This window comes from Marivirga tractuosa, assembly GCF_042140215.1.
Lineage (GTDB): Bacteria > Bacteroidota > Bacteroidia > Cytophagales > Cyclobacteriaceae > Marivirga > Marivirga tractuosa_A.
Genome location: NZ_CP159478.1, coordinates 386,381 through 410,563, shown reverse-complemented (window position 1 = coordinate 410,563; position 24,183 = coordinate 386,381). Strand labels below are relative to the sequence as shown.

The window sequence follows — 24,183 nt, the reverse complement described above, 5'->3', positions numbered from 1 at the left end:
GCTTCTGTTCTCGCTCTTATTGTTATAACCTGAGTTCGACTCTAATTTGTAAATTCAGATTTTTCACCCAAGGGGTGACCAGCCTATGGCTGGCATCCATTCAATAGACAAGGCGTCTTTTAGAAGATATAGCGAGTTATATCAAAGGAAGACAACGCAATATATTGGATTATATGGAAAAGCTTTTTCAACCCCCACCTATAAACAGCGATTTTCTTCCTAAATTAGAATCGAACTCAGGTTTATATATAGAAAAAGGGGCAAAAGTGCCCCTTTTAAAAACTTTCTGATTCAAATTACTTAATTTGAATTGTTCTTTTCAATTCTTTTTGCTCATCCTTTGGAATCACAATATTCAATATTCCATCTTGATAAGAAGCTTCAATTTTATCTTCTTTAATATTATCAGGAAGATGGAATGTTCTTGAGAAAGAACCGTATTGCGTTTCTACAGCATGATAGTTTTTTTCGTCTTTTTTCTCCTCAAATTTTCTCTCACCGGAAATAGTGATTGATCCATCGCTCATGTCGATGTTAAAATCAGATTTTTTCATTCCTGGTGCCGCTACTGATATCTCGAAAGCTTTTTTGCTTTCTGCAATATCAACTTGAGGAGCAAAGTGTTGCATCTCTTTACCGATTCCGTTAAAAGATTCGTTAAAGAACCTGTCAAGTAAGCTTGAAAAACTCTTGTTTTCATTACTTGGTAAACTTGGATTATACTTTATAAGTGTCATAGTTTTAAATTTTTAAGGTTTAACAATTAATTTTATAAACCCTACAGAAAAATCTGTACCAATCGGATTTTAAGCGCAAAACAAGACAATGTGGCGCTAATTCAAGAATTCATATTAATATAATATGTCATAATGGCGGTTTTGTTAAAAAATTTGATTAATATGGCTGACAAAAACAGCCAGAAAAAATATTTTTAATTTTTTTAAAAGAAGTGTTTGGAAATAATAAAAGAGGCTTGCATATTTGCATTCCCAAACGGGAAAAATTCCTCTTTAGCTCAGCTGGTTAGAGCATTTGACTGTTAATCAAAGGGTCCTTGGTTCGAGTCCAAGAAGAGGAGCAAAGCCTTGCAGAGATGTAAGGCTTTTTTTGTGCCCAAATTTTATTTTTTCTTAGGCTGCCACATCGATAAATAACTTCCTCTTAAAATAAACCTGGTCAACTGAGGTCAGGTACAGGGGTTAAAAACTATTTTTTTGTATTATAGAATAATCCACGGAAGATTTTACTAGAGCAATAAATTTAATACACTTGATTACTTTCAACTTCTGGATATATTTATGTTTCTTTATCTGAATGTAAATTATATATCCTAATGAAAAACTTTATCAATCAACATAAGAAAGTTTTAACAGCCTGTATTATACTTGGCTTAATTCTTTTCACTTATGATTTAATTGACTATTACCTTATAACAGGCAGTCAAGAAGAGGCACCCAATAATACTCACTTCTTGAAAAGAGCTGCTTTTTGGATTCCCCTAATGCTAATTGTCTCGATTGAATTTCTAGCAAAGAAAGAGTGGAAAAAAGCAATAATAATAACAATGGCTGTTTTTGTTTACGCTCTCTTCAAAGACTACATAATTAACAATATCATTATTGATCAGTGGGAGGAGTTTTATTGGACTATATCAGTCATCAATTCTTTCTTAGGCAATACTTTAGTTTTCTTAATAATCAGGTACATACTTTTAAAAATTAAGTTTAATTGGCTAGCTGTATTTATAAGTGGATACCTCATCACAATTCTGATCAATTATGGTTTTAGAATATCTTCAATTGAGCTATTGGATGCTAATGAGTCCACCGCAACAATTATAAAGTCTATATCTTTATTTACTGTTTTTTGGCCTTTATTCTTTTGGGTATCAGTTTATGTTCTAGATGCTTTTATAATTGACCATGAATGGAGAAAAGAATACATTAACATCGAAATTCCTATTAACTCCTTAGCATATAAGCAGCGAATATTCATTCTTATTATCATTCAATCTATTTTACTATTTATTATTATCCAGCATGTTTTCACCAATTCTAATTTAAATGCTTTTGACACTTCAATAAATGTAGGTTTAATTACATGTTTTTTAATTACCACAGTTTTAATTTACATTCAAAGCCTAAAACGCACCTCAACTGAACAGCGATCTCCATCATTTATTTACCTCTTTTTCATACCAGTTTTAAATATTATCCCGGCCTTAATTCTTTCCAGAAATAATACTAATTCTTCAGAAACACCTAAGAAAGAGTTTGTTTTTAAAGACAAATTGGAATATTGTAAAAACTGTAAGAATAAGTTTTTTGATTTTAAAAAGGGACTAGTTTGCGGATTAACTAAAGAAAAACCTTCTTTTGTTAATGAATGCCCAGATTTTTCATATCAAAATTATGATGCCACTTCATTAACTCATAACCCACCTAAATCTTTATTGGTTATTCAACGAATAGTTTTAGCATTATTTTTAATTGTATTCATAATATTAGCCATAACTAAACTAAATAGTGGTTTTAACAACAGCATGGTAACAATATTTATGATAGTCTTAAATTTGGTATTACAAATAGGAATAATTATAGCCATTTGGAATTTAAAGAAGTGGGCTTTATTAGTTTTACTTGGGCTTATTTATATTAATATTGTTACTCAACTAACAATGAGTGGAATGAGCGTCTCGCCCATACCCTATTTGAGTCTATTTTGTATATCATATCTGCTTATTACTGTAAATCTTCCTTTATGGAGCTATATGACCGGTTTCGAAAAGAAAAAAATTGCATAGTTTTTATATATCAAGCAATAATTCTGGGGATTTAATATTAGTAGACTAAAATATAACTATTAATTGAGGTAAACATGAATTTATAAAATCCTAAATTAATCATGATGGCAATAGAATGTTTTATTGGAATAATACTTTACCCCTCATCCGCTAGCCAGCGGAAGCTTCCGGCAGCTGGCGGAGAGCAGCTGGTCAGTGCTAAATATCAGCTATATCCTTAATTAAATCCTTTACAAGGGAAACTAAATGAAGGATTCAGATGGTGTATAAAATAAAGCAATTTGCTCGAAGCAGCTCCCCTCCTTAAAAAAAGGAGGGGTGTCCGAAGAACGGGGTGGTTGTAAATAATTAAGTACTCCTCCCCAGGTTTTCAGATTGATCCCATAAAACCTTTTTTGTGCTTGCTAAAACTAATAAAGAAATAAAATGGACAAACCTTAAAATACAAAAAGCTTCCCATCTCTGAGAAGCTTTTGTGCCAGGAGCGGGACTTGAACCCGCACGAACTAATGTTCACAAGATTTTAAGTCTTGCGTGTCTACCAATTTCACCATCCCGGCTAGAATGATTGTATGTGTCAAAAAAATAAGTGAGCAATTAAGCTCACTTATAATGTTTTGAGCGGGAGACGAGGTTCGAACTCGCGACCTCAACCTTGGCAAGGTTGCGCTCTACCAGCTGAGCTACTCTCGCTTTTCCCCGAATGGGATTGCAAATTTAACAGGCAGTTTTTAAAATACAATAGCAATTCGAAAAAATTTCGAAAAATTTATGCTACTTGCTTTTTCAATTGCTCTTTTAATTCTTTTGCTTCCTGTTTATTCCGTGATTGTTTGATATGTTTCGGCACAGGCTTCAAGTCCCAAATTAAACCAATCATCGACATAAATTTCAATCCATAGTAAGTTAAATCAACTTCCCACCAATAAAAGCCTTGTCTTGCGGATGTTTCATAATAATGGTGATTATTATGCCAGCCTTCACCTAAGGTCAATAAGGCTAACCAAACGCTGTTTCTTGATTCATCCCCAGTTTCATAACGCTGCTTACCAAATTTGTGCATTATACTATTAATGGAAAAGGTCGCATGATATAAAATAATGGTACTTAAAAAGAAACCAATAAATAATGTGGAGAATCCAGCAGCTGTAAACATTGCTAAGATACTTCCACCATTTACTATTCCTCCTAAAGCCATTACAGTAAGTGCAAGTATAACAGGTGGGACTAAATAATTTTTATTCAACCATCTCAGTTCAGGATATTTACTGTAATCTGAGATCACTTTAAAATCAGTATTTTTGAAGTCTGACCCAATAATCCAACCTACATGAGAATACCAAAACCCAAAATGCAGCATGCTGTGCGGATCTTTTAAGGTATCACTATTTCTGTGGTGATGACGGTGATGGGAAGCCCACCATAAGGCACCTTTCTGTGCAGAGGTTTGTGCAAAAAAAGCTATCAAAAATTGAAACCATCGGGAAGTATTATAACTTCTGTGGGCAAAATATCTATGATATCCACCAGTAACCCAAAACATTCTCCAAACATAGAGGAATGCACAAACGGTCCAATCGAACCATGTAGCTCCCGTCCATATTGCACCCAAAGGCAATAAATGGACTATGGCAAAGCTAATTTCTTTTTTCCAAGTGCCTTTTTTCCGAATTTTTAGGTTTTCTTTTACTGCAACTGCCATTTTTTATTATGTAATTTAATATAAGTAGGTACAAAGATAGGACTATTCCTTTTTTAAATCTTGAAAATTGAAAACGAATCAAACAAAAAATTAGTTCTTGACTTCATTAATATTATTAATTAAGCTTAAAATAATATGCAAAAATTTAAACTAGTGGGCTATTAAAATCACCATTTTCAATCACAAGGAATTATGGCAATTAGTTTTAAGCAGATTTATGGGAATCTGGTTTTGATAAATAAGAACTTTCTGACACCTTATGAATGATTCTTTCCAATTCGTTGGCAGATTTTTTTAAATGGTTCAAAATTAATTTACTGTTGTCGTTTACAGATTCGAAATCTAATAAGTTAAGTAAACCTAAAATGGAGGCTAATGGAGCTCTTACTTTATGTGCATTAATAAAAGCTATATCATCAAGTTTTTTCTCAGAGATTCTGATTCTTTTTTCCAGATTTACTTCCTCGGTAATATCTGTAGAGTTTAATATTACACCCATGATGGTTCCTGAAGAATTTGATACAGGTTTCAGCTCCATGTTCACTATCTTTTCATAACCGCTAAGGTTTTTAAAGGTTCTACAGAATTTTTGCTTAAGTCCTTTTTTCGCTTTTTCAAATAATACTTCAAAGGTTTTTGAAAAACTACCTGCAAAATAATGAGGCATCTTCTCATTCAATCTTAATTCTTTATGAGTATACCAAGCCATAAACTCATAGGCTGTTGCATTGAATTCAATCACGCTGCCATCTAAGCTAATCAGAATATTGGCTTCGTCAGCATCATTGAATATGGCATTCATCCAGCTTTCGGTTGTATCTTTTTCGGTGATTAAACTCTGTTGAGATTTACCTACTGTAGCTAAAAGATTAAAGCCAATATAATGACCATCTTCATCCCTTGAGGGAATAATATTGGTATGAAACCAAGATGAATTACCATTAGTGTTTGGAAAAGCAAAATTCCCATTCCAAGATTTTTGCTGTCGTAATAAGTAACTTAGCTCATCATTTATATATTCAGGGAGCTCTTTACATAAATGTTGAAAGAAATTTAATTTACCCAAATCCTCTCTCTGAAATCCTGTTACTTTTAGAAAAGTTTCATTTGCGGAAAGAACATCAAAATTCTCATCTAAAGACAATAGCACTATATTATCCGACAAAAAATCGATAGGATCTTTTTTTGCCTTTTGTGCTTGTTGAATGTTTATTACCTTTTCCATAAGAAGTATTAAACACAGCAAGCCCCTCATTGTTTAATTTACTTTTTTTATTAATTCTATTAATTACAGCTGGTCATTCTTTTTCAAAATTTAACACATTTGATCAGTAGTTTTATAAATATAAGCATCTGTGAAATGTGTAACTTTTAAATTAATTTCTGTAAAACAAATTCTAGTAATAAGCTTGACCTTTGTTTCGTAAAAATGCCCTGAAAACAATTTGAGGCAAAATTATTAAACAAACGAAGACATGAAATTTTATTTATTTGCTTTCTTTTTAGCCTTTTTGGCTACAAGCTCACTTCAAGCCCAACATATGAATATTGGTGTTAAAGGTGGTTTAAACTTATACAATGTTGTAAATGAAAACAATAACGGTGGTGATCTGCTTCCAGGTTTTCATGTGGGGCTAATCGGACATTTCCATTTAAGTGATCAATTTGCTTTTCAACCTGAGGTGGTTTTTTCCACTCAAGGTGCAAAAATTTCAAACAATGGTGTTGAATCACAACTAAATTTAAATTATTTGAATATCCCGGTGTCATTACAATATATGTTTGATAACGGTTTTCGATTATTTGCAGGTCCTCAATTGGGCTTTTTAGTTGGAGCTAAATCCTATTCAAACGATGATGAATTTGACAGAACTGATGACTTTAGTGGTATTGACTTAGGGGCTGTTTTTGGCGTAAGCTATATTAATCCTGATTCAAACTTTGGAATTGATGCACGTTATAACTTGGGTCTTTCAAATATTAACGAAAACAATGGAGAGTCTTCATATAATAGAGGATTGCAATTAGGTTTATTCTACCTTTTCAAACATAAATAAAATACCCAATCATTAAAATATAGAAGGGCTTCCTATGGTTGCCCTTCTTTTCATTTCCTTAAAACATATATTAAATATGAAAGCTCCTTCATCACCAAAAAAATTAACCTGGATTCTCGGACTAGCAGCAGGAATTTTAGGAATAATCGGACATTATTTCCAAGCGGATATTTTGACACAATATAATTATGAGCTGCTTCTTGGCGGATTTATCGTGCTCGCAATTGGGACAACATTCCGGGAAATATAATTTTTAAAGAAACCGAACACACATTTATGAAAATCTAAGATGTTAAAAACCACATGCTTTTTCATCATGTTTTTGATGGCTAACGCTCTTTCGGCTCAAGAAAAGGTAACAGACTCCAATTTACCAGCATTACAAAGTTCAGGAGCAGGACTAATCATTAGCTTTCAAAAGTTAATATCCAATGATCAGCATCGACTAATTCAGTTAAAAAGCCGAAGCAAGCATCTAGATAAAGAAATCGTTGACTTAACCCATGAATTTGAAAAACTAGATTCACAATTGGGGAAAATGAATGACCGCAGCAATCAGGAAGAAAAGTTGAAAGAGGTGCTTTCTTCACTTGATCTCCATCTTCGAAGTCGCCAAGCTATATTGCTGATGATTATCTTAGTAGAAGGTAAATTAGAAAAGCAAAAAGCGCTTGTGGAATATGTTACTATTGGACAAATCCCTATTAGCGAGGATTCGATAAGCCTTATTCTTTCCCGGGCTGATACTTCCGGACATGCTGGCACAAATTCAGAAACTCAAAACCGCAAAGAACTAGCTGCTCTTCAGGAGTTGAGTGCCAAGGAAGCAATATTGTTGCATTCCAAACATAAACTCCTTTTGGTTGATCAATTAATACGCATGCATAAGGATGATCTTGAGCTGGCTAAATTGTTGACTGAATTATCAGTAGAATTAAAAACGGTTCTTGAAAATCAAGCTGATGAGGCTAGTGTTAAATGGTATCTGAAGGAAATTTTGAGAAGGTTTTCTCAAGACTCGGTCCTAATCTCCAGCCTAAAAGTCAGAATAAAGTCATTAGAAGCATATCGCCCTCCAGTGGTTGAAGCAGTTACAAAAGCGGAAAAACAGGTGTCCCATGCAAAATCAGAGTTGGATTTTCTTAAAAGCCCCATTGCACCACATAGAATGGTCTATTGGCTGAAAACTAATCTTCCGTCCATCGCTATTATACTGCTGGCCTTTTTTGTGATATGGATGTTGACAAGATGGAGCATTAAGCTTATTCTAAATAAATTCATAAAAAGCAGAACAAATGCAGAAAGTGCAGACCGTTTAGAAACTTTAAAACTAGCTTCAGGGAGTATCATCACGATTTTAGTGGTGATTATTACCTTTCTGGTAGTTCTTTCGCTAATTGGGGTTGATCTTACTGTTGTATTAGGAGGTGCTGCCGTACTTTCCTTAGCCATAGCATTAGGTGCTCAAAGTTTGGTGAAAGACTATCTTTCCGGATTTATTATTTTACTTGAAAATCAATATAGAATCGGTAATGTGGTGAAAATTAATGATACTACTGGTGTGGTAGAAAATATGACCTTACGATTAACGGTATTGAGAGACTTGGAAGGGATAACCCATTTTATACCTCACGGACAAATCAATGACATCAGCAACTTAACCCATCATTGGTCGCGTGTTATGTTAGATATCGGTGTTTCTTATAATGAAAAAGTGGATGAAGTTATAAATGTGCTTCATCAGCTTGGCACAAAGATGAAAGAAGATCCGGAATTTGGCTCACTTATTATAGGTGATATGGAGATGCTTGGGGTGGATAAATTTGCTGAATCAGCAATTGTGATCAAATTTTTAATAAAAACCAGACCGCTAAAACAATGGATCGTAAAACGAGAGATGTTACGCAGAATTAAAAATCGTTTTGATGAACTCGGGATTGAAATCCCTTATCCACATCTTACTGTTTATCATCGGCAATCGGAGGAGCCATTGGATAAGCACGAGCACGAACTAGGAAGCTCGCGCTAGCTTTTTATAAGTAATCAATCATTGTGAAAACAATATTTTCAGTATAGGGGACAGCAACTATTCTAATAATCTAATTCCGTGCGTCATTCCTGCGAAGGCAGGAATCTATTGGTTTTAACCTCCGGTTAAAATATTTATTTCTATATATATAGCTGGCAAGAGTACCACTTGCCTTTTTATCATTATCTAGAATATCAGTCAGGTTTATTGAAACGAAGTTTCAATATTACAAGATTCCTGTCTTCGCAGGAATGAACTGTGATAAAAGTCAAGTTTTTAATAAATTCATTTACAATAAAATTTTGTCTTTCATGCAGATTGCAAAATGTAGTCAGCTTGATAATAAGTATTGTTTTTAGCAATAGCGAATGATTGTTTTATCAATTTATTGACCACTGCAATAATAGCTAAATTATGACTTTTGCCTTTTGCTCTGAGCCTATCATAAAGGTCTTGACAAGTTTTGTTGCACTTAATAGCTGTTACACCTGCCATATAAAGAATTTTACGAACCCTTGACATACCCATTTTACATATCCTGGTTTTACCCTTAACGCTGGTGCCTGATTGGTAATGTCTGGGTGCCAGACCAAAAAATGAAATAACCTGTTTGTAATTATCAAATGTGGAAAATCCATTTGTACACACAATCATCATATAAGCACTCTTTTTACCAATGCCAGGTATGCTTTGTAATTGATCTGCCATCTTCTGATAGGAGGATCGAACAAGGGATTCTATTTTTCTTTCAATCTTTTTAATATCATCATTTAATTGATTGATTTGTTCTTCCATTTGCTTTTCCAATCCTTTGACCATAGTGCCTGTGGATTTAAATGCATGTAATTGATTAGCTAAAGCTCTTTTATGCTTCATAAGCAGTTCAAGATGTGTATCCAATTGCCTAATCTCCAATGATGCTTCAGAAGGGGCTTTCCATAATTCAGGCTTTTGTTCCTTGGCATAAAATGCAATTAAATAGGCATCTTTTTTATCTGTTTTAGCTCGGGACATTTTCATTTGAGCATATCTTTTAATCACCAATGGATTTACAACAGATATGTTAAATTTATGCTCATTCAAGAACATGGCAAAACGCAAATGATAAGGCCCTGTGGCCTCAATACAGACCAATTCTACGGTATAATCCTTAACGGCATTTAAAAATAATCTAAATCCTTTTACATTGTTGGCAAATTGTCTTTGAAAAATAACGCTATCATCTTCTAAGGCGGTAGCATCAAAAAAATCATTTGAAGTGTCGATTCCTACAATCATCTTTTTAAATTTGTTTAGTTGGAAAATTGTTAGCGACTTACTTTTCACTTATCAATCGTAAAAACAGGCTTCGTGCCTAATGAACTGTCCAAGGTTAAGTAAGGTAAGAGAAGGGACTTGCATTCCGCAGGGTCTAGATGACCAATGACGCTTAATAGTCTTGTTCCTTCTCTTTTGCTAACTTTAACAACCAAATATAATTCTCATTTTCAACCTATTCAATTGAAAGAGCTAACTTACGATGACGTTCTATTCTATCTTAATGGTTTACAAATAAATACAATCGCTGGTGCGAGCTTCCCAGCTCCTACCATTTCAAAAAGCCTCTGCTGTTTAATTAAATTCTTTACTTCAATTTACTTTTTAATTCATTCAGCTTCAGCAAAGCCTCCACTGGTGACATGGAATTGATATCCAGTTTATCCAATAAATCTTTTATTTCAGAAAGAACAGGGTCGGCTTCGAACATATTGAGTTGATAATTATTTTTAGGAACCTCATGCATTTTGCGGTTAGCTTTGTCCCTGATTTTATCTTTCTCCAGATGATGCATAATTTCATTGGCTCTTAGCACCACAGGATTGGGCATTCCGGCCAAATGCGCCACATGAATACCAAAACTATGTTCACTTCCTCCTTTTTTCAACTTCCGCAAAAAGATGATTTCTCCATCTATTTCCTTCACCGAAACATTATAATTCTTGATCCTTGGAAAATCATGGGCTAATTGATTCAGTTCATGATAATGCGTGGCAAAAAGCGTTTTGGCTTTTGATTTTGGGTGATTGTGCAAAAATTCCACTATGCTCCAGGCTATGGAGACGCCATCATAGGTACTGGTTCCTCGTCCGATTTCATCCATTAGCACCAAACTTCTATCGGAAAGATTATTTAGAATGCTGGCGGTTTCCGTCATCTCCACCATAAAGGTTGATTCTCCTTTTGATAAGTTATCTGAAGCCCCAACTCTGGTAAAAACTTTATCTACCAATCCAATCTCAGCAGATTTAGCCGGAACATAGCAGCCCATTTGCGCCATTAAAACAATCAAAGCAGTTTGCCTCAGCAAGGCAGATTTACCTGCCATGTTGGGTCCGGTAATAATCATGATTTGCTGACTTTCATTATCAAGGAACACATCATTGGGAATGTATTCTTCTCCATGTGGTAATTGCTGTTCAATTACAGGATGGCGACCTAATTTTATATCTAAAACAGTACTTTCAGAAATCTGTGGTTTTACATAGTTATTGGAACGGGCGATTTCTGCAAAGCTCAATAAGCAATCCACTTGTGCAATTATTCTGGCATTTTGCTGAATAGGACTGACAAAATCCATAGCATTTTGCAATAGGGATTGAAAAATTCTTTGCTCAATCACTACCATTTTATCTTCCGCTCCTAAGATTTTTTCCTCGTATTCTTTCAGCTCCTCAGTGATATATCTTTCTGCATTCACCAAAGTTTGCTTTCGAATCCATTCTTGAGGCACTTTATCTTTATGGGAATTGGTTACTTCCAGATAATAACCAAATACCTTATTATAGGCTACTTTCAAAGAAGTGATGCCTGTTTTCTCCATTTCCCGCTTTTGCAGTTGGAGTAAATAATCTTTTCCTGAAAAAGCGATTTTCTTTAATTCATCCAAATCATGATCCACTCCTTCTTTAATCAGATTTCCCTGATTAGTTAGCAAAGGAGCATCTTCCATGAGTTGTTCATCAATCAATTCGTATAAATACTCACATGGATTGATTTGATTGGATAGTTTTTTCAAAGCAGACTCCCCAGATTCTTCCAATGCTTTTTTCAAAGGAGCCATTAATCCCAAAGCTTTTTTCAATTGATTCAGCTCCCTTGGATTCACTCTGCCAACTGCTACCTTGGAAATTAATCTTTCCACATCTCCCATGGATTTCAAAGAAGTTCTTAAGCTTTCGGTCAAGTCATTGTTGTTATGGAATGCCTCCACAATTTGCAAGCGTTCTTCAATAACGGCTTTATCTTTAACAGGCAAAACCATCCACTTTTTGATCTGCCGGGAACCCATTGGGGTCAAGGTTTTATCCAGAATTTGAATTAATGGAATACCACCTTCTTGCTGTGGATAAACTAATTCTAGATTACGAATGGTAAATTTATCCATCCACACATATTTCTCTTCTTCAATTCTAGAAATAGAAGCAATATGCTCAATTTTTTTATGCTCCGTTTCTTCCAGATAATGGAGAATCGCTCCGGCAGCAATTATTCCTTCTTCCAGATTTTCAATTCCAAAACCTTTTAAGGAATTGGTTTTAAATTGCTTGGTCAGTTTTTCGTAGGCAAAGTCATAGGCATAAATCCAATCTTCCAGATGGTGGATGTTATAATCATCAGAGAATTTTTGTGAGAATACATCTCGGGCTGATTTGGAAAATATTATTTCTGATGGCTGAAAGCCTTGCAATAATTTGTCGATATAGGATGCATTTCCCGAAGCGGTCATAAATTCGCCTGTAGAAATATCAAGGAAAGCGATTCCTAAGGTGTTCTTAGAGAAATGAATTGACGCGAGATAATTGTTTCTTCCTGTTTCTAAAACGTTGTCATCAAAACTAACTCCTGGCGTGACTAGCTCTGTAACTCCCCTTTTCACAATGCCCTTAACGGATTTCGGATCTTCCAATTGATCGCAAATGGCTACTCTATGTCCCGCTCGTACCAGTTTTGGTAAGTAATTATCCATCGCATGATGTGGAAAACCTGCCAACTCTATGTGAGAAGCTGAGCCATTTGCTCTTTTCGTCAGAATAATATTAAGGACTTTGCTCGCCTTTACGGCATCTTCCCCAAAAGTTTCATAAAAATCACCCACACGAAACAGTAAAAGCGCACCAGGATATTTCGCTTTTATCTGATTATATTGTTTCATTAAAGGAGTTTCCTTCGCTTCTTGAGTCTTCGCCATGCTTTTAGGGAAATGTTCTTAGTTTTGCACTTCAAAGATGATAAAATATGAGGAAATTAGCCAATGAAGAATTAAATCGATTGGAAGTTGATGAATTCAAGAAGGTCAAGAAAAACCCAGTCGTTTTGGTGCTGGACAACGTCAGGAGCATGAATAATGTAGGTTCTGCCTTCAGAACGGGAGATGCATTTTTAATTGAAAAAATTTATTTGTGCGGCATCACAGCTCAGCCTCCTCATAGAGAAATTAATAAAACGGCTTTAGGCGCAACCGATACTGTGGAATGGGAGCATTTTGAAAATACGCTTGATGCAGTTGAACAACTAAAAAAAGAGGGTTATCAAGTTTTAAGCGTTGAACAGGCAGAAAACAGTTTAAGTCTGGAAAAATTCACGCCTAACCCTGATGAAAAATATGCTTTTATTTTCGGAAATGAAGTATATGGAGTAGAACAGGAAGTTGTGGACAATAGCCATCATTGCTTGGAAATCCCTCAATTTGGCACCAAGCATTCTTTGAATATTTCGGTGAGTATTGGGGTGGTGCTTTGGCATTCGGTTTTGAAAGGCCCACTGGCCCCTAACCCCCAAAGGGGGAAAACGCACAGATTGAGAATGGTAGTAAATAATAAATTTCATCAATCTTTTTTAGGTGTATCAATTGACACCCCTATAATCCCCTGAAGGGGATAGTTCTCACGGATTTACTTCAGAAGTCAAAAGGAATTCCCATCACATGAAATAGAATATGCCGGAGGCACCAGTATTCGTCACCAGCTGGCGACAGGGTCAGTTTTCATTCCTTTCCATCGCTGCCCTTCCGCCTGCCTCGTATGTTTACAATTCTTAAAAGTAATTAGTATTTTTAATAAAGCAATTGGACAAGGTGGAGAGTAACGCGCTTGCCTAAACAAGCCATGAGCTATGTTGAGCCGGAGATAATCCTCGCCTTGTTTTTACTCTTTGTAAAATCCGAACTAGAATCTAAAGAATTTCATCAATTGAAATATCTTGCATTAACACGAGACAGGATCCATAAGAGTATCTTATTGCTGATGTTTAACTAAACTTTAAAGCCATGAAAGTACTTAGACAATGCTGTGGAATCGATGTTTCAATGGATACGCTGGATATCGTTCTGATGACCCTGCAAGAGGATTTTGAATTTAAAACTGTATCAAGTGGTCATTTTGCCAATACCAAAAAGGATATCAAGAAATTGATGAATTGGGTTAAAAGACATCAACTTAATGATCTCCCACTTCAAGTTGTCATGGAAGCAACCGGTGTTTATCATGAGCAATTGGCTTACACGCTTTACGATAATGGTTTTGAACTTGCTGTTGTTCTGCCGAACAAAGTAGCTAATTATTGCCGTAGTACCGATGTGAGGCGCATAGACGATAAAATCAGTGCTAGACACATTGCTGAATTTGGTTTATTAAAAAAGATTGACAACTGGACAAAACCGGATGTCTCTTTATTGAAATTAAAAGGCCTGAGCAGAGAAAGAGAGCAATTACTCAATGAAAGAACCAGGGCCAAGAACCAACAACATGCCAAAGAACACATGGCAGAAGTCGATAAGTTTACATTAAAGAGAGCCAAGCAACACATTAAGTTCTTGGATAAGCTGATTGACCAAGTAGAAACTCAGATGAAAGAAATAGTCGGTCAAACCCCATGGTTAAAAAAGAAAATTGAATACATATGCTCCCTAAAAGGAGTTGGTTTTATTACAGCAACCATTGTAATAGCAGAAACAAATGGCTTTAACCTTATCAGAAACAGTCGTCAATTGGTATGTTATGCCGGTTATGATGTCAACAACAAACAATCAGGCACATCAGTTAACACTAAACCTCGCATCTCTCACAAAGGAAATAAACATATTAGAAAAGCACTTTACTTCCCAGCTTTAACGGCAGTTCAAAATGACGAACAATCAAGTAATTTTTATAATCGCTTATTTGAAAGGCAAAAAATTAAAATGAAGAGCTATGTAGCTGTTCAAAGAAAATTGCTGATACTGATTTATACACTATGGAAGAAAGAAGAAAGATATAATCCAGAATATTACAAGGATAAATTTTTATTAGAGCAGCCCCGAGAGGCCGCCCTAACCGAGCTGGATCAAGTCCGCTCTTGATTTGTTTTCCTAATTGTAAATTTAATGAAAAATCATTTGGTTTTCAACACAGAATCTCCGGCTGGTGGAAATTACTTCCTCCTCTGGAGGATTTGATACATACACTACAAAAGATTCAAGCACTATAAATAACAAGCAGACAAATTTACTTTCTGGGAATAAATTGAACAGGTTTAATAAAAAGACAAAAGAATTTTATCACTTGAAATAGAAGGTTCAGGAGGCTTCAGTATTAGACACGAGTGAGACGCTGACTACAAGACTAGCCCCCTAAGCCCCAATAGGGGATTACGCAAAGGTTAAAAATATCAGATAACAAAAATGAATGATGCGGAGGCATTATAGCATCCGCCATCCTAAGAGAAGTTGGTGACTGGTGATTAATTTCTACCTAAAACTTTAAATCAAGGGTAACATAAAAATTTCTTCCTGCGGAAGGAATGATTCCAGGGCCGGGATAACCTGTTGCTCTTCTGGTGAAATAATAATTGTTGGTTAAATTATTTATTCCTGCTTCTAGCTGCGCAAATTTATATTTGTATTTGGCGCTTAAATCCAAAACGTGGAAAGAAGGAATAATGCCATCCACACCAGTTGCGGTTCTTTCAGCATTAGTAGCTTCTGTAAATTGCTCACTTAAATAGGTAAATTGTAAAGTAGAAGAAAAGCTTTTCCAATTATAATTTATACCTGTTTTGATATTCACGTCAGGCACCAACTCCACTTTATTTCCAGCTATTGAGCTTTCCATATTATCCTCTCCATATCGACCTCTGATGAAGGCTGCATTCAAAAAGGTCGAAAACTCGTGGATAGGGTGTGGATTAAGGAATTTGCTCCAATTCATTTCAGTATAGGATTCCACTCCAGCGATAGCAGCATTTCCAACATTAGTTCTGTATCTGTAAATTCTTGGAAAGCCATCGATTGCATCATCATATCTTAATAATGCTCCCAATCTATCATTGTAGGCTAGGTAAAATAAACTCCAATCAAAGTTCAGGAAGTCGCTATAATTACCTCTAAATCCTAAGTCTGCATTATAGCCACTTTCGTCTTGAAGGTTTGGATCTACCAATATGTTGGTATTGTTTACTCTTAAATCATTAAAGTTTATGCCTCTATAATTCATCGAAATATTTCCATAAACTTCCAAATCAGCTGGAGTTTTATAGCTAACACCTAATCCTGCAAGTATAAATGAACGATCTAAATTTTTAGATTCATTGATGGTGGTATCAAAAATCACATTTCCAGCTAAATCCTCAACCATATTACGGTAATAGCCAGAACTATTAGTGCTGATGTACTCCCATCTCAAACCAGGAGTAATGCTCAAATTACTATTAAGATTAATAATATTTTCAGCAAATAGGGCAATATTTTCTGAAGGATATCTGAAGGATAAGTCTTCTAAATTATTTGGGTTGTTATATTGAAAATCAGCATCAAATCCAGCAGGGCCAAGACCTTGTCGTTGTTGAGTATTACCTCTGAAATATCTAGCCCCAACTGCCAAAGCTTGAATTTGCCCCATGAAATCGTATCGGTGTAAAAATCTCAATTCAGAGCCAAAGTTTTCGTAATCATCCCATAACAAATTTCTTTCTTCTTCAGGGAAATCAACCTGGGTAACCCTTTCCAGATTACCTAAAGCTTTTCTTGAACCTACTAAGCCAAATGTTTTCCAATTCAGTTTTGTCTTATCATTGATTCTGTAATCCAAGATTATAGCCGGAATATTCCACTCAATACCAAACCAATTACGCTCTCTTACGGATTGTCTCGGATCTTCTTCAAACATTTTATCTGTTAAGCCTCCTGCTTGCTGAGCAAGATAATCCATGTGAGTGAATTCAAAGCACAGATAAAGTTTATCTCCAATATCAAAGTTTACATCTGCAAATAAGGTATTGGATTCAAAGGATTCATTATCTCTAAAGCCATCACCTTGTTTTCTTTGATAGTAAACAAAGTAGTCCATCTTCTCAGTATTTCCTGAAAGGCTATTGTATGAACTCAATAAGCCAAAAGAACCTACAGTATTTCTGGTATGAAACTGAATAGGAGTTTCTTCGGGAGCTTTTTTGAAAATAAAATTGATCATTCCCCCAAATTGAGACCCATATTGAAGAGAAGCAGCACCCCTAACAACCTCAATTTGTGAAAGTGCCTCTACTGGTGGAGTATAATAGCTCTCTGGATAGCCTAATGGATCTGCAGAAATATCATATCCATTTTGTCTGGTATTAAAATTTGAAGTTCTATTTGGGTTAAGCCCTCGTCCACCGATACCCAATTGGAGTCCACCACCATCACTTTCCCAGATATTTAAGCCTGGAACTTTTGCAAAAACTTGACGCGCATTATTGGTGGCAAGATTTCCATTTATCTGATCAATAGAAATCACTTCATTTTTCTTGGCTTCATAAATTAAGGTCCCTTCAACAGGATTTAGCCTTGTGACATTAAATACTTCTGATTTTTTACCAACTGCTTTTACCTCCTTCAAAGTTTCTAATAATGGCGTCAGGGAAAAGTTGATGGTTTCCCAATTATTATCAATTTTGATTTCCTTAATTTCACTTTGCCTGCCCAAGTAAAATGCAGCAATTTTATAATTACCTGAAGGAAGATTCAATTCGTAATTACCGTCAGTATCGGTTACCGTTTTAAAATTGCTGTCTAAAACAAATATTTCTGCCAGCTCAATTCCATTCTTGCTTTCTGAATTGATTACATTTCCTTTTACACCCTGAGCATAGGTCGTATTTGAAAAAATACTAATCAATAAAATGATAATATGGATAAATAATTTCTTCATTGATTATAGGGTAATACCCAGTTTTTATGTTGATATCCCTTTTTAATTGTTGCCAAATTTATTTCTGGGTCTATAAATGGACGGCTTCCTTTTCCATTTATAGCGGCATAGCTTTCTACATAAACCTCTGCTTCCGCATCAAATTCAGTTTGATATTTGTCTCGCAAAAAATGAGCAAATTGCAAGACCATATCAGGTTGAGTATTCATCATTTTTTCCTGAACTGGAGTTAAATATTGTCCAGGGATTACTTCGATTGATTTACTTTTTTCAGGAATATTTACATGGAATTGGGAATAACCTGCTTTTTCCATCAACATTACTCTCCAAGAAAACCTATAGCCCTGCTCTGTCCAAAATAAATTACCAGGATAAAGCATATAGCGAAATGGCAATAGAATTTGCAAACTGAAATAGAGGATAAAGAAATATTTTAAAACAACTGGCTTTGCAAAGCCAGCAGAAGTGGGCAATTCTTCTTCTTTTTGAGGAAAAAGCTTAGCCCATAATTTTTTATGAAAATCTTCTGAGAAAAAGATTAGAGTACTAACTACCATGATATATGGAAACATCCCTATTTGAAAAAGAGCAGCTGTCATGAAATGAAAAGCAATGACCGTTACATAAGCAAAAACCCTTGTTCTTTTCCACAATAAGAAAAATGGAATTGATAAATCATAAAAAGCACCAAACCAGCTGAATATGAAAGCTGTCCACTTATAATCTAAAAGAAAACCAATTATAGGCGTATCTGCCCTTGATGGCAACCAAATTTTCAATGGAAGAGCTTCCAACAGCCAATCGGGCTGTAATTTAGCTAATCCAGCAAAGAAATAAACTAGACTTAACTGAAGAATGATGATATGAATGCTCCATGCAGGCACATAGAAATCTTGCTTTTTTTTGCGCCATGCATCTATGGAATAAGCCTTATTTGCCGGCACAAAAATCAAAAGAAAAGCAATAATACTTACAAAATAGTAATGATTGAGGTAATTGGTTTTATCTATGAGCTCAACGTAAGTGAAGGCTAGGAAAAATAAAGAGGCACTGAATCTATAAAAAGCTCCTATGGCAATTCCAATAGCAGCAATTCCCATAATTGCAAAAAGGATGTACATGCCTGGGTCTCCCCATGATGTTATCCATTCAAAGCCGTAATAAGGAAAATAAAATTCAGGCTCTATATATTGTTTTGCTATCCATCCATTGGCCCAAAATCGGATAATGGAAGCTAGCATCATAACACCAAAAGCTACCCTAAAGGTAGCTAATGGTGCAATATGCTTAGGTTTGTTAAGTCGATATGTTGGCAACCAATTAGTCACCGTCATTATCTTGGAATGTTATTGAAACTGATAAGGCAGAAGTCATATCCACTTTAATAAGCGGAATTACAGTTTGTAATGCATTGTAAACCTCTACTAATTGACTTCCCTCAGTACTAGCTACTTCGCTATAAGGTGCTTCAATTTTTTCCATTTCTTCAAGCGCAGCCCTTGATTGACTAATAATTGCAATAGACAATGAAGCATCATTTCTATCTTTGGCATCCAAAGCATCCAAATAGTCATCCAAGCCTAGGCCGTCCTCTGAAGAATTAAAATGTTCTCCTTTAAATACCGCAATTGAAGATTCAACAGCCTTTTCAGCCAACTCGCCAGACCATCCAGAATAATATCCTTCTACATTTTCTGGAGAAAGAACTCCTCCTGTCCTTGGATTTCCACCTGATGGAAAACCAATTTTGGCATTTTTAATCCTGATATCGAATTGAAAATTATATTCATTGACTAATAAACTGGTTCCACTTCCAACATCAGTTCCTGTGTTTCCAACAAAAGTTGATCTGTAATCAGGCCAACCTTCCGAAATTAGATTTGAGGTGGTTTGGATATCTTCTACTACATCAGAAAGGTACTGTAATCTGTTTTCTCCTGAATCTGGATCGCCAAAGTAGGCTAATATTTGCTCATCAGAATCTGCAGTTCCGAATAATAAATAATCTAATGCAGGAAATCCTTTTGCAGCAACATTCGCAGCAGAACCCAAAACATAATTTTGTGAATTTATATTTTCTTCAATCACATCCGTTTTGGTAGGGAATATATTTACTCTATCTCTTAAATTTACATTAGAAACAGGCCCTACATGAACAAAAGCCAAATGCTGATAGCTTAACCAGCTTTCTTTCAACTCATCTCTTAAAACATTAAGGCTTTCTAATGAAAGGTTAATATTAAAAGAATTGGTTGCTACCGTAAGCCCTTCTGCTTTGGATGCAAAATCCTCAATGGATGGTTGGATAACATTATCAGCCATATTTACAAGAAAGGCTTCTCTGTCGAAATCTACTTTTTCACTGCCTGATTCATTATCGCAGGCAGTGAAAGTAGATAAAACTAATATGAAGAAAGAAAATTTTAAATTTCGCATTTATATTATAATTGGTCTTGAATATCCTCAAATCCGTAAGCTTCAACTAAAGCTGCTTTTGCGGCATTGATGTTATCAGTAGAAATGGTGTAGAAATTATCACCTAGTTCTTCTAATATTCCATCTACCTCAGCATTAGTTAATTTCTTATTTGGGTTATATTTTAAAGCATGAATAAATGCCCAAGCTTCAGAAAGTGTATGATTTCTGATTGCATCATCTGCAAAGGCAGCATTTGCTTCGTTCAAATAGTGAACAGCCGTTCCAGCTGAAACTTTTTCCCACTCATTTCTGATGATTTCAATTTGCTCATCTCTAGTTTCTAAATCTTTATTAGAGATAGCTGCTCTACCCGTAATGAAGGCGTTCATGATTGCTTCGTTAGTACTTAACAATCCATCTCTTCCATTTGAATATTTCCCCCAAAATCTAGCTCCGTCAGTGTTAGCAGGAAAATCAGTAGGTACGCCTAAATAACCAAAAGCCTCATCCCAGTGGTGCTCCATTGCAGTTCCTTTTCCTTCTTCAATTTCTTCATTATCCACATCCATTTTACCAGAAGCCAAATAGATAGAAACACCTTGGAAATAAAAGCAAGAGCCCATTAAACCTTTTTCTATATATTGAATATGCTCCACACCATTTGCGTCAAAGAAATATTGTTTTGAGCCATCATTTGAAGTTACCACACCCGGAGTTCCGTTACTCCCTACTCCTCCATTTGCATCAACAGTAGCTTGAGCAAAGTCTCTTATAAAGGTCTTGAACAAGCTGATGTCTGCATCAACTGTCTTGTTCTCTAATTCTTTGGAATCCGCCTCGTTCAATTCACTATTTTCAAAAGCATTGTTTTCATTTGCATACATATCCAACATTGCTTGAGCATCTAAAACAGCTCCATCATTAGCTGTTTTCATATAAGAAGTTAACTCAGCTAACATATCCAAACGCTGGATTTGACCAGTATAGCTTACATTTTCAAAATCATAAGTAGATGGAATTTCATAATTCTCATCATTTTCTCCAGCAGTGTTGTCGTCATCACATGCTGTAAAAGCAAATACTGCTAAAAGTGCTAATCCTAATAACCTTAACTTGTTCATTTGTGCAAAATTAATATTTGTATTTAGATTGATTCTAATGATGATGCAAAATTAATTTTATTTAGATTGGTTACAAATAAAAAAGCAATTTTATTTAGATTAGATTTAAATAATTTCGAAAAAACCAATTTCAAGACATTCAAGCTAGGTTTTTGTTAATGCAACAGTTGAAAAAAATCACATCTTCAATTATTAAGTAGCAGTATACCTACTCAATTTGGATCGAATCAAACCGAATTAGAGAATAAATTAAACTTATATATAAAATGGGATACAACAATTGGACACTCAATGCCCAATAGTTTAAACTTTATATAAAAAAGTTGAGTAGAAAAGTATACTTGAATATTAAGGAAATACAGCATAAGCTGCAGATACTTTTGTTATGTCATTTATGGATGACATTACTTTTTTGCTTCCATCTTTAATTTGATGACAATAGCTTACTGATAGAACACATACAAAAATCATAAGTATGCTCACCATTAGCCTTTTGTAAAGATTATTCATTTAAGCCTTTTTTGTTGTTGTGATACAAAAATATTGTCATTTTATGTAAAAAACTAAATTATTATAATTTATTTAATATATAATTTGATTATATCAATTTTTTAATGTGTCTATTTTAGCAGTTTATCATAGCAATTCATGTGATTAATTGTAATTTTACGCTATTAATCGAAAAACGTATTTGGTAATGGAATATAGGATTGAAAAAGACACAATGGGCGATGTAAAAGTGCCTGCTGATAAGTATTGGGGAGCCCAAACTGAAAGAAGTAGAAATAATTTTAAAATAGGTGCTGAAGCAAGCATGCCTCTGGAAATAGTGCATGGGTTTGCATATCTTAAAAAAGCTGCCGCTCACACCAATCATGAATTAGGTGTTTTAAGTCAAGAGAAAAGAGATTTTATTTCTAAAGTTTGTGATGAAATATTAGATAATCAGCATAATGACCAATTTCCTTTAGTGGTTTGGCAAACTGGTTCTGGTACTCAATCCAATATGAATGTAAACGAGGTAGTATCGAACAGAGCGCAAATTTTGGCTGGCAAATCCTATGATGATGAAAAAATAGTGCATCCAAATGATGATGTCAATAAATCACAATCATCAAATGATACTTTCCCAACAGGCATGCATATCGCTTGTTATAAAATGGTAATTGAGACTACAATTCCTGGAATTGAAAAGTTGAGAGACACCTTAAAAGAAAAATCCAAGACATTTGAAAAAGTGGTCAAGATTGGAAGGACTCATTTAATGGATGCTACTCCTTTAACAATTGGTCAGGAATTTTCAGGATATGTTTCCCAATTAGATCATGGCATAAAAGCTCTAAAGAATACTTTAGACCATCTTTCAGAAATTGCATTAGGTGGAACTGCAGTAGGAACTGGAATTAATACTCCTGACGGATATTCGGAATTAGTGGCTAAAAAGATCGCTGATTTTTCTGGCTTGCCTTTCAGAACTGCAGAAAACAAATTTGAAGCATTGGCAGCACATGATGCTATAGTGGAATCACACGGAGCATTGAAGCAAATAGCTGTTTCATTAAATAAGATAGGAAACGATATTAGATTATTGGCTTCTGGCCCAAGATCTGGTATTGGTGAAATCATTATTCCAGCTAATGAGCCAGGCTCTTCAATTATGCCTGGAAAAGTAAATCCTACTCAAGCAGAAGCATTAACTATGGTTTGTGCACAGGTGATGGGTAATGATGTGGCCATTACAGTTGGCGGAACTCAAGGTCATTATGAATTGAATGTTTTTAAGCCTGTAATGGCAGCAAACTTCTTACAATCCGCTCGATTGATTGGTGATGCTTGTGTTTCATTCAATGACAATTGTGCAGTGGGAATTGAACCTAATTACGAAAGAATTAAAGAACATTTAGATAATTCTTTAATGCTGGTAACTGCCCTTAATACAAAAATTGGCTATGAAAAAGCTGCTAAAATTGCTAAAAAAGCCCATGAAAATGGCACCAGGCTTAAAGAGGAAGCGATTAATCTTGGATTTTTAACTGCTGAAGAGTTTGATGAGTGGGTAAAACCTGAAGACATGATAGGCAGTTTAAAAAAACAATAAATAGTATTATTTGTCTTTATAGTAGTTATTTACTTACTTTAGTTGTATAAAAATTGAATAAACCGAATTACATAGATATGAAAAGCAAGATAAGTTTAATCGCCATCCTTATGATTTTTTGCATGGCTTTTTCAGTTTCTGCGCAATTGAGCAGAAAAGAAAAGAAAGAAATGAAGAAAATGGCTAAGGAGCTCAAGAGAAATCCTGAGCAGATGAAAGCCATGGTGGAAGAAAATGAAAGCCTGAAAAGCTCAGTTGCCAGTTTAAATTCTCAAGTAGAAAATTTGGAAGGCCAATTAAGCAATAAGAATGCGGAGATTGCTGCTGCAAAAGAAGAAGCTCAAGAGGCAAAAGCTATGGCAGAAGCTCAAAGACAAAGAGCAAATGAAATGGCGAAAAAAGCAAAAGAACAAAATAATGAACCACAAGCTTTAGATGATAGCGGTACTTGGTTCAAGGTTCAAGTTGGTGCTTTTGAAAATATTGATATGTCAGAGTACTTCAAAAACAATCCTAACTTCAGTGGTGAAACTACAGAGGAGGGGCTGCAAAGAATTACTTTAGGTAGATTTAGAGATTATTGGGAAGCTGACAAATTCAAAAAGACTTTAAGACAAATGGGTGTTAAGGAAGCTTGGATTGTGCCTTATAAAGATGGAAAAAGAGTTCCTTTGAAAGAAGTACTGGAAAACCTATCAGCTAAGCCAGAAAACGCTGGAAAATAACATTTTCTTGAGCTTGTTTAGAAGTTAAGA

The 24,183-nt window shown here is 35.0% G+C and carries 17 protein-coding genes, 3 tRNA genes and 1 pseudogene; 9 read left to right on the top strand and 12 right to left on the bottom strand.

Translation table 11 applies throughout. The annotated features are described in order from the left end of the window. Window positions 1–296 precede the first annotated feature (296 nt). Window positions 297–737, bottom strand: coding sequence for an Hsp20/alpha crystallin family protein (locus tag ABWH96_RS01780; protein WP_375579833.1), 441 nt, complete (start codon window positions 735–737; stop codon window positions 297–299). Between the two features lie 267 nt (window positions 738–1,004). Here ABWH96_RS01780 and ABWH96_RS01775 point away from each other — a divergent pair. Continuing rightward, window positions 1,005–1,078 (top strand) — tRNA-Asn (locus tag ABWH96_RS01775). Between the two features lie 255 nt (window positions 1,079–1,333). Further along, window positions 1,334–2,803, top strand: coding sequence for a hypothetical protein (locus tag ABWH96_RS01770; protein WP_375579832.1), 1,470 nt, complete (start codon window positions 1,334–1,336; stop codon window positions 2,801–2,803). A gap of 476 nt (window positions 2,804–3,279) precedes the next feature. Here ABWH96_RS01770 and ABWH96_RS01765 read toward each other — a convergent pair. From ABWH96_RS01765 to ABWH96_RS01750, 4 genes are all read right to left on the bottom strand, one after another. Continuing rightward, a tRNA-Leu gene (locus ABWH96_RS01765) sits at window positions 3,280–3,363 on the bottom strand. 60 nt (window positions 3,364–3,423) lie between these two features. After that, window positions 3,424–3,496 (bottom strand) — tRNA-Gly (locus tag ABWH96_RS01760). Window positions 3,497–3,572: 76 nt separating this feature from the next. Next, window positions 3,573–4,505 carry an acyl-CoA desaturase gene (locus ABWH96_RS01755; RefSeq protein ID WP_375579831.1) on the bottom strand — a complete coding sequence of 311 codons (933 nt, stop codon included), beginning with the start codon at window positions 4,503–4,505 and terminating at the stop codon, window positions 3,573–3,575. A gap of 205 nt (window positions 4,506–4,710) precedes the next feature. Then, window positions 4,711–5,730, bottom strand: coding sequence for a PAS domain-containing protein (locus ABWH96_RS01750; protein ID WP_375579830.1), 1,020 nt, complete (start codon window positions 5,728–5,730; stop codon window positions 4,711–4,713). A 250-nt stretch (window positions 5,731–5,980) separates the two neighbouring features. Here ABWH96_RS01750 and ABWH96_RS01745 point away from each other — a divergent pair, with 250 nt between their 5' ends. From ABWH96_RS01745 to ABWH96_RS01735, 3 genes are all read left to right on the top strand, one after another. Further along, window positions 5,981–6,562 (top strand): porin family protein, encoded by a 582-nt coding sequence (locus ABWH96_RS01745; RefSeq protein ID WP_375579829.1) that lies wholly within the window; start codon window positions 5,981–5,983, stop codon window positions 6,560–6,562. Window positions 6,563–6,638: 76 nt separating this feature from the next. After that, on the top strand, window positions 6,639–6,812 hold the full coding sequence (locus ABWH96_RS01740) for a hypothetical protein (protein ID WP_375579828.1): 174 nt from the start codon (window positions 6,639–6,641) through the stop codon (window positions 6,810–6,812). Window positions 6,813–6,887: 75 nt separating this feature from the next. Further along, window positions 6,888–8,591 carry a mechanosensitive ion channel family protein gene (locus tag ABWH96_RS01735; RefSeq protein ID WP_375579827.1) on the top strand — a complete coding sequence of 568 codons (1,704 nt, stop codon included), beginning with the start codon at window positions 6,888–6,890 and terminating at the stop codon, window positions 8,589–8,591. A 309-nt stretch (window positions 8,592–8,900) separates the two neighbouring features. Here the strand turns inward: ABWH96_RS01735 and ABWH96_RS01730 are convergent, their stop codons facing one another. Further along, window positions 8,901–9,869 (bottom strand): IS110 family transposase, encoded by a 969-nt coding sequence (locus ABWH96_RS01730; protein WP_375579826.1) that lies wholly within the window; start codon window positions 9,867–9,869, stop codon window positions 8,901–8,903. A gap of 346 nt (window positions 9,870–10,215) precedes the next feature. Further along, on the bottom strand, window positions 10,216–12,819 hold the full coding sequence (mutS, locus tag ABWH96_RS01725) for a DNA mismatch repair protein MutS (protein WP_375579825.1): 2,604 nt from the start codon (window positions 12,817–12,819) through the stop codon (window positions 10,216–10,218). Window positions 12,820–12,866: 47 nt separating this feature from the next. Here mutS and ABWH96_RS01720 point away from each other — a divergent pair. Together ABWH96_RS01720 and ABWH96_RS01715 are read left to right on the top strand one after the other, a co-directional pair. Continuing rightward, window positions 12,867–13,385: pseudogene (locus ABWH96_RS01720) on the top strand (RNA methyltransferase); the annotation flags it as partial. Between the two features lie 511 nt (window positions 13,386–13,896). Continuing rightward, window positions 13,897–14,967 carry an IS110 family transposase gene (locus ABWH96_RS01715; protein WP_375579824.1) on the top strand — a complete coding sequence of 357 codons (1,071 nt, stop codon included), beginning with the start codon at window positions 13,897–13,899 and terminating at the stop codon, window positions 14,965–14,967. Window positions 14,968–15,358: 391 nt separating this feature from the next. Here ABWH96_RS01715 and ABWH96_RS01710 read toward each other — a convergent pair whose 3' ends face one another. From ABWH96_RS01710 to ABWH96_RS01690, 5 genes are all read right to left on the bottom strand, one after another. Continuing rightward, entirely contained in the window at window positions 15,359–17,791 is a 2,433-nt protein-coding gene (locus ABWH96_RS01710) for a TonB-dependent receptor domain-containing protein (RefSeq protein WP_375579823.1), read from the bottom strand. Next, window positions 17,788–19,125: an HTTM domain-containing protein gene (locus ABWH96_RS01705; protein ID WP_375579822.1), complete on the bottom strand. Its 1,338-nt coding sequence runs from the start codon at window positions 19,123–19,125 to the stop codon at window positions 17,788–17,790. Before ABWH96_RS01705 ends, ABWH96_RS01710 begins: the two co-directional genes overlap by 4 nt. Next, window positions 19,112–20,227: an imelysin family protein gene (locus ABWH96_RS01700; protein WP_375579821.1), complete on the bottom strand. Its 1,116-nt coding sequence runs from the start codon at window positions 20,225–20,227 to the stop codon at window positions 19,112–19,114. The genes ABWH96_RS01705 and ABWH96_RS01700 overlap by 14 nt, the downstream gene beginning before the upstream one ends. Window positions 20,228–20,232: 5 nt before the next feature. Beyond that, the gene (locus ABWH96_RS01695; protein ID WP_375579820.1) at window positions 20,233–21,330 is read right to left on the bottom strand and encodes a DUF4856 domain-containing protein; all 1,098 of its coding nucleotides are present in this window, start codon (window positions 21,328–21,330) and stop codon (window positions 20,233–20,235) included. A gap of 348 nt (window positions 21,331–21,678) precedes the next feature. Further along, the gene (locus ABWH96_RS01690; RefSeq protein WP_375579819.1) at window positions 21,679–21,840 is read right to left on the bottom strand and encodes a hypothetical protein; all 162 of its coding nucleotides are present in this window, start codon (window positions 21,838–21,840) and stop codon (window positions 21,679–21,681) included. A 187-nt stretch (window positions 21,841–22,027) separates the two neighbouring features. Here ABWH96_RS01690 and fumC point away from each other — a divergent pair, with 187 nt between their 5' ends. After that, a complete protein-coding gene (gene fumC, locus ABWH96_RS01685; RefSeq protein ID WP_375579818.1) occupies window positions 22,028–23,428 on the top strand; it encodes a class II fumarate hydratase in 1,401 nt (466 codons plus the stop codon). Between the two features lie 77 nt (window positions 23,429–23,505). Next, on the top strand, window positions 23,506–24,153 hold the full coding sequence (locus tag ABWH96_RS01680) for an SPOR domain-containing protein (protein WP_375579817.1): 648 nt from the start codon (window positions 23,506–23,508) through the stop codon (window positions 24,151–24,153). Window positions 24,154–24,183 lie beyond the last annotated feature (30 nt).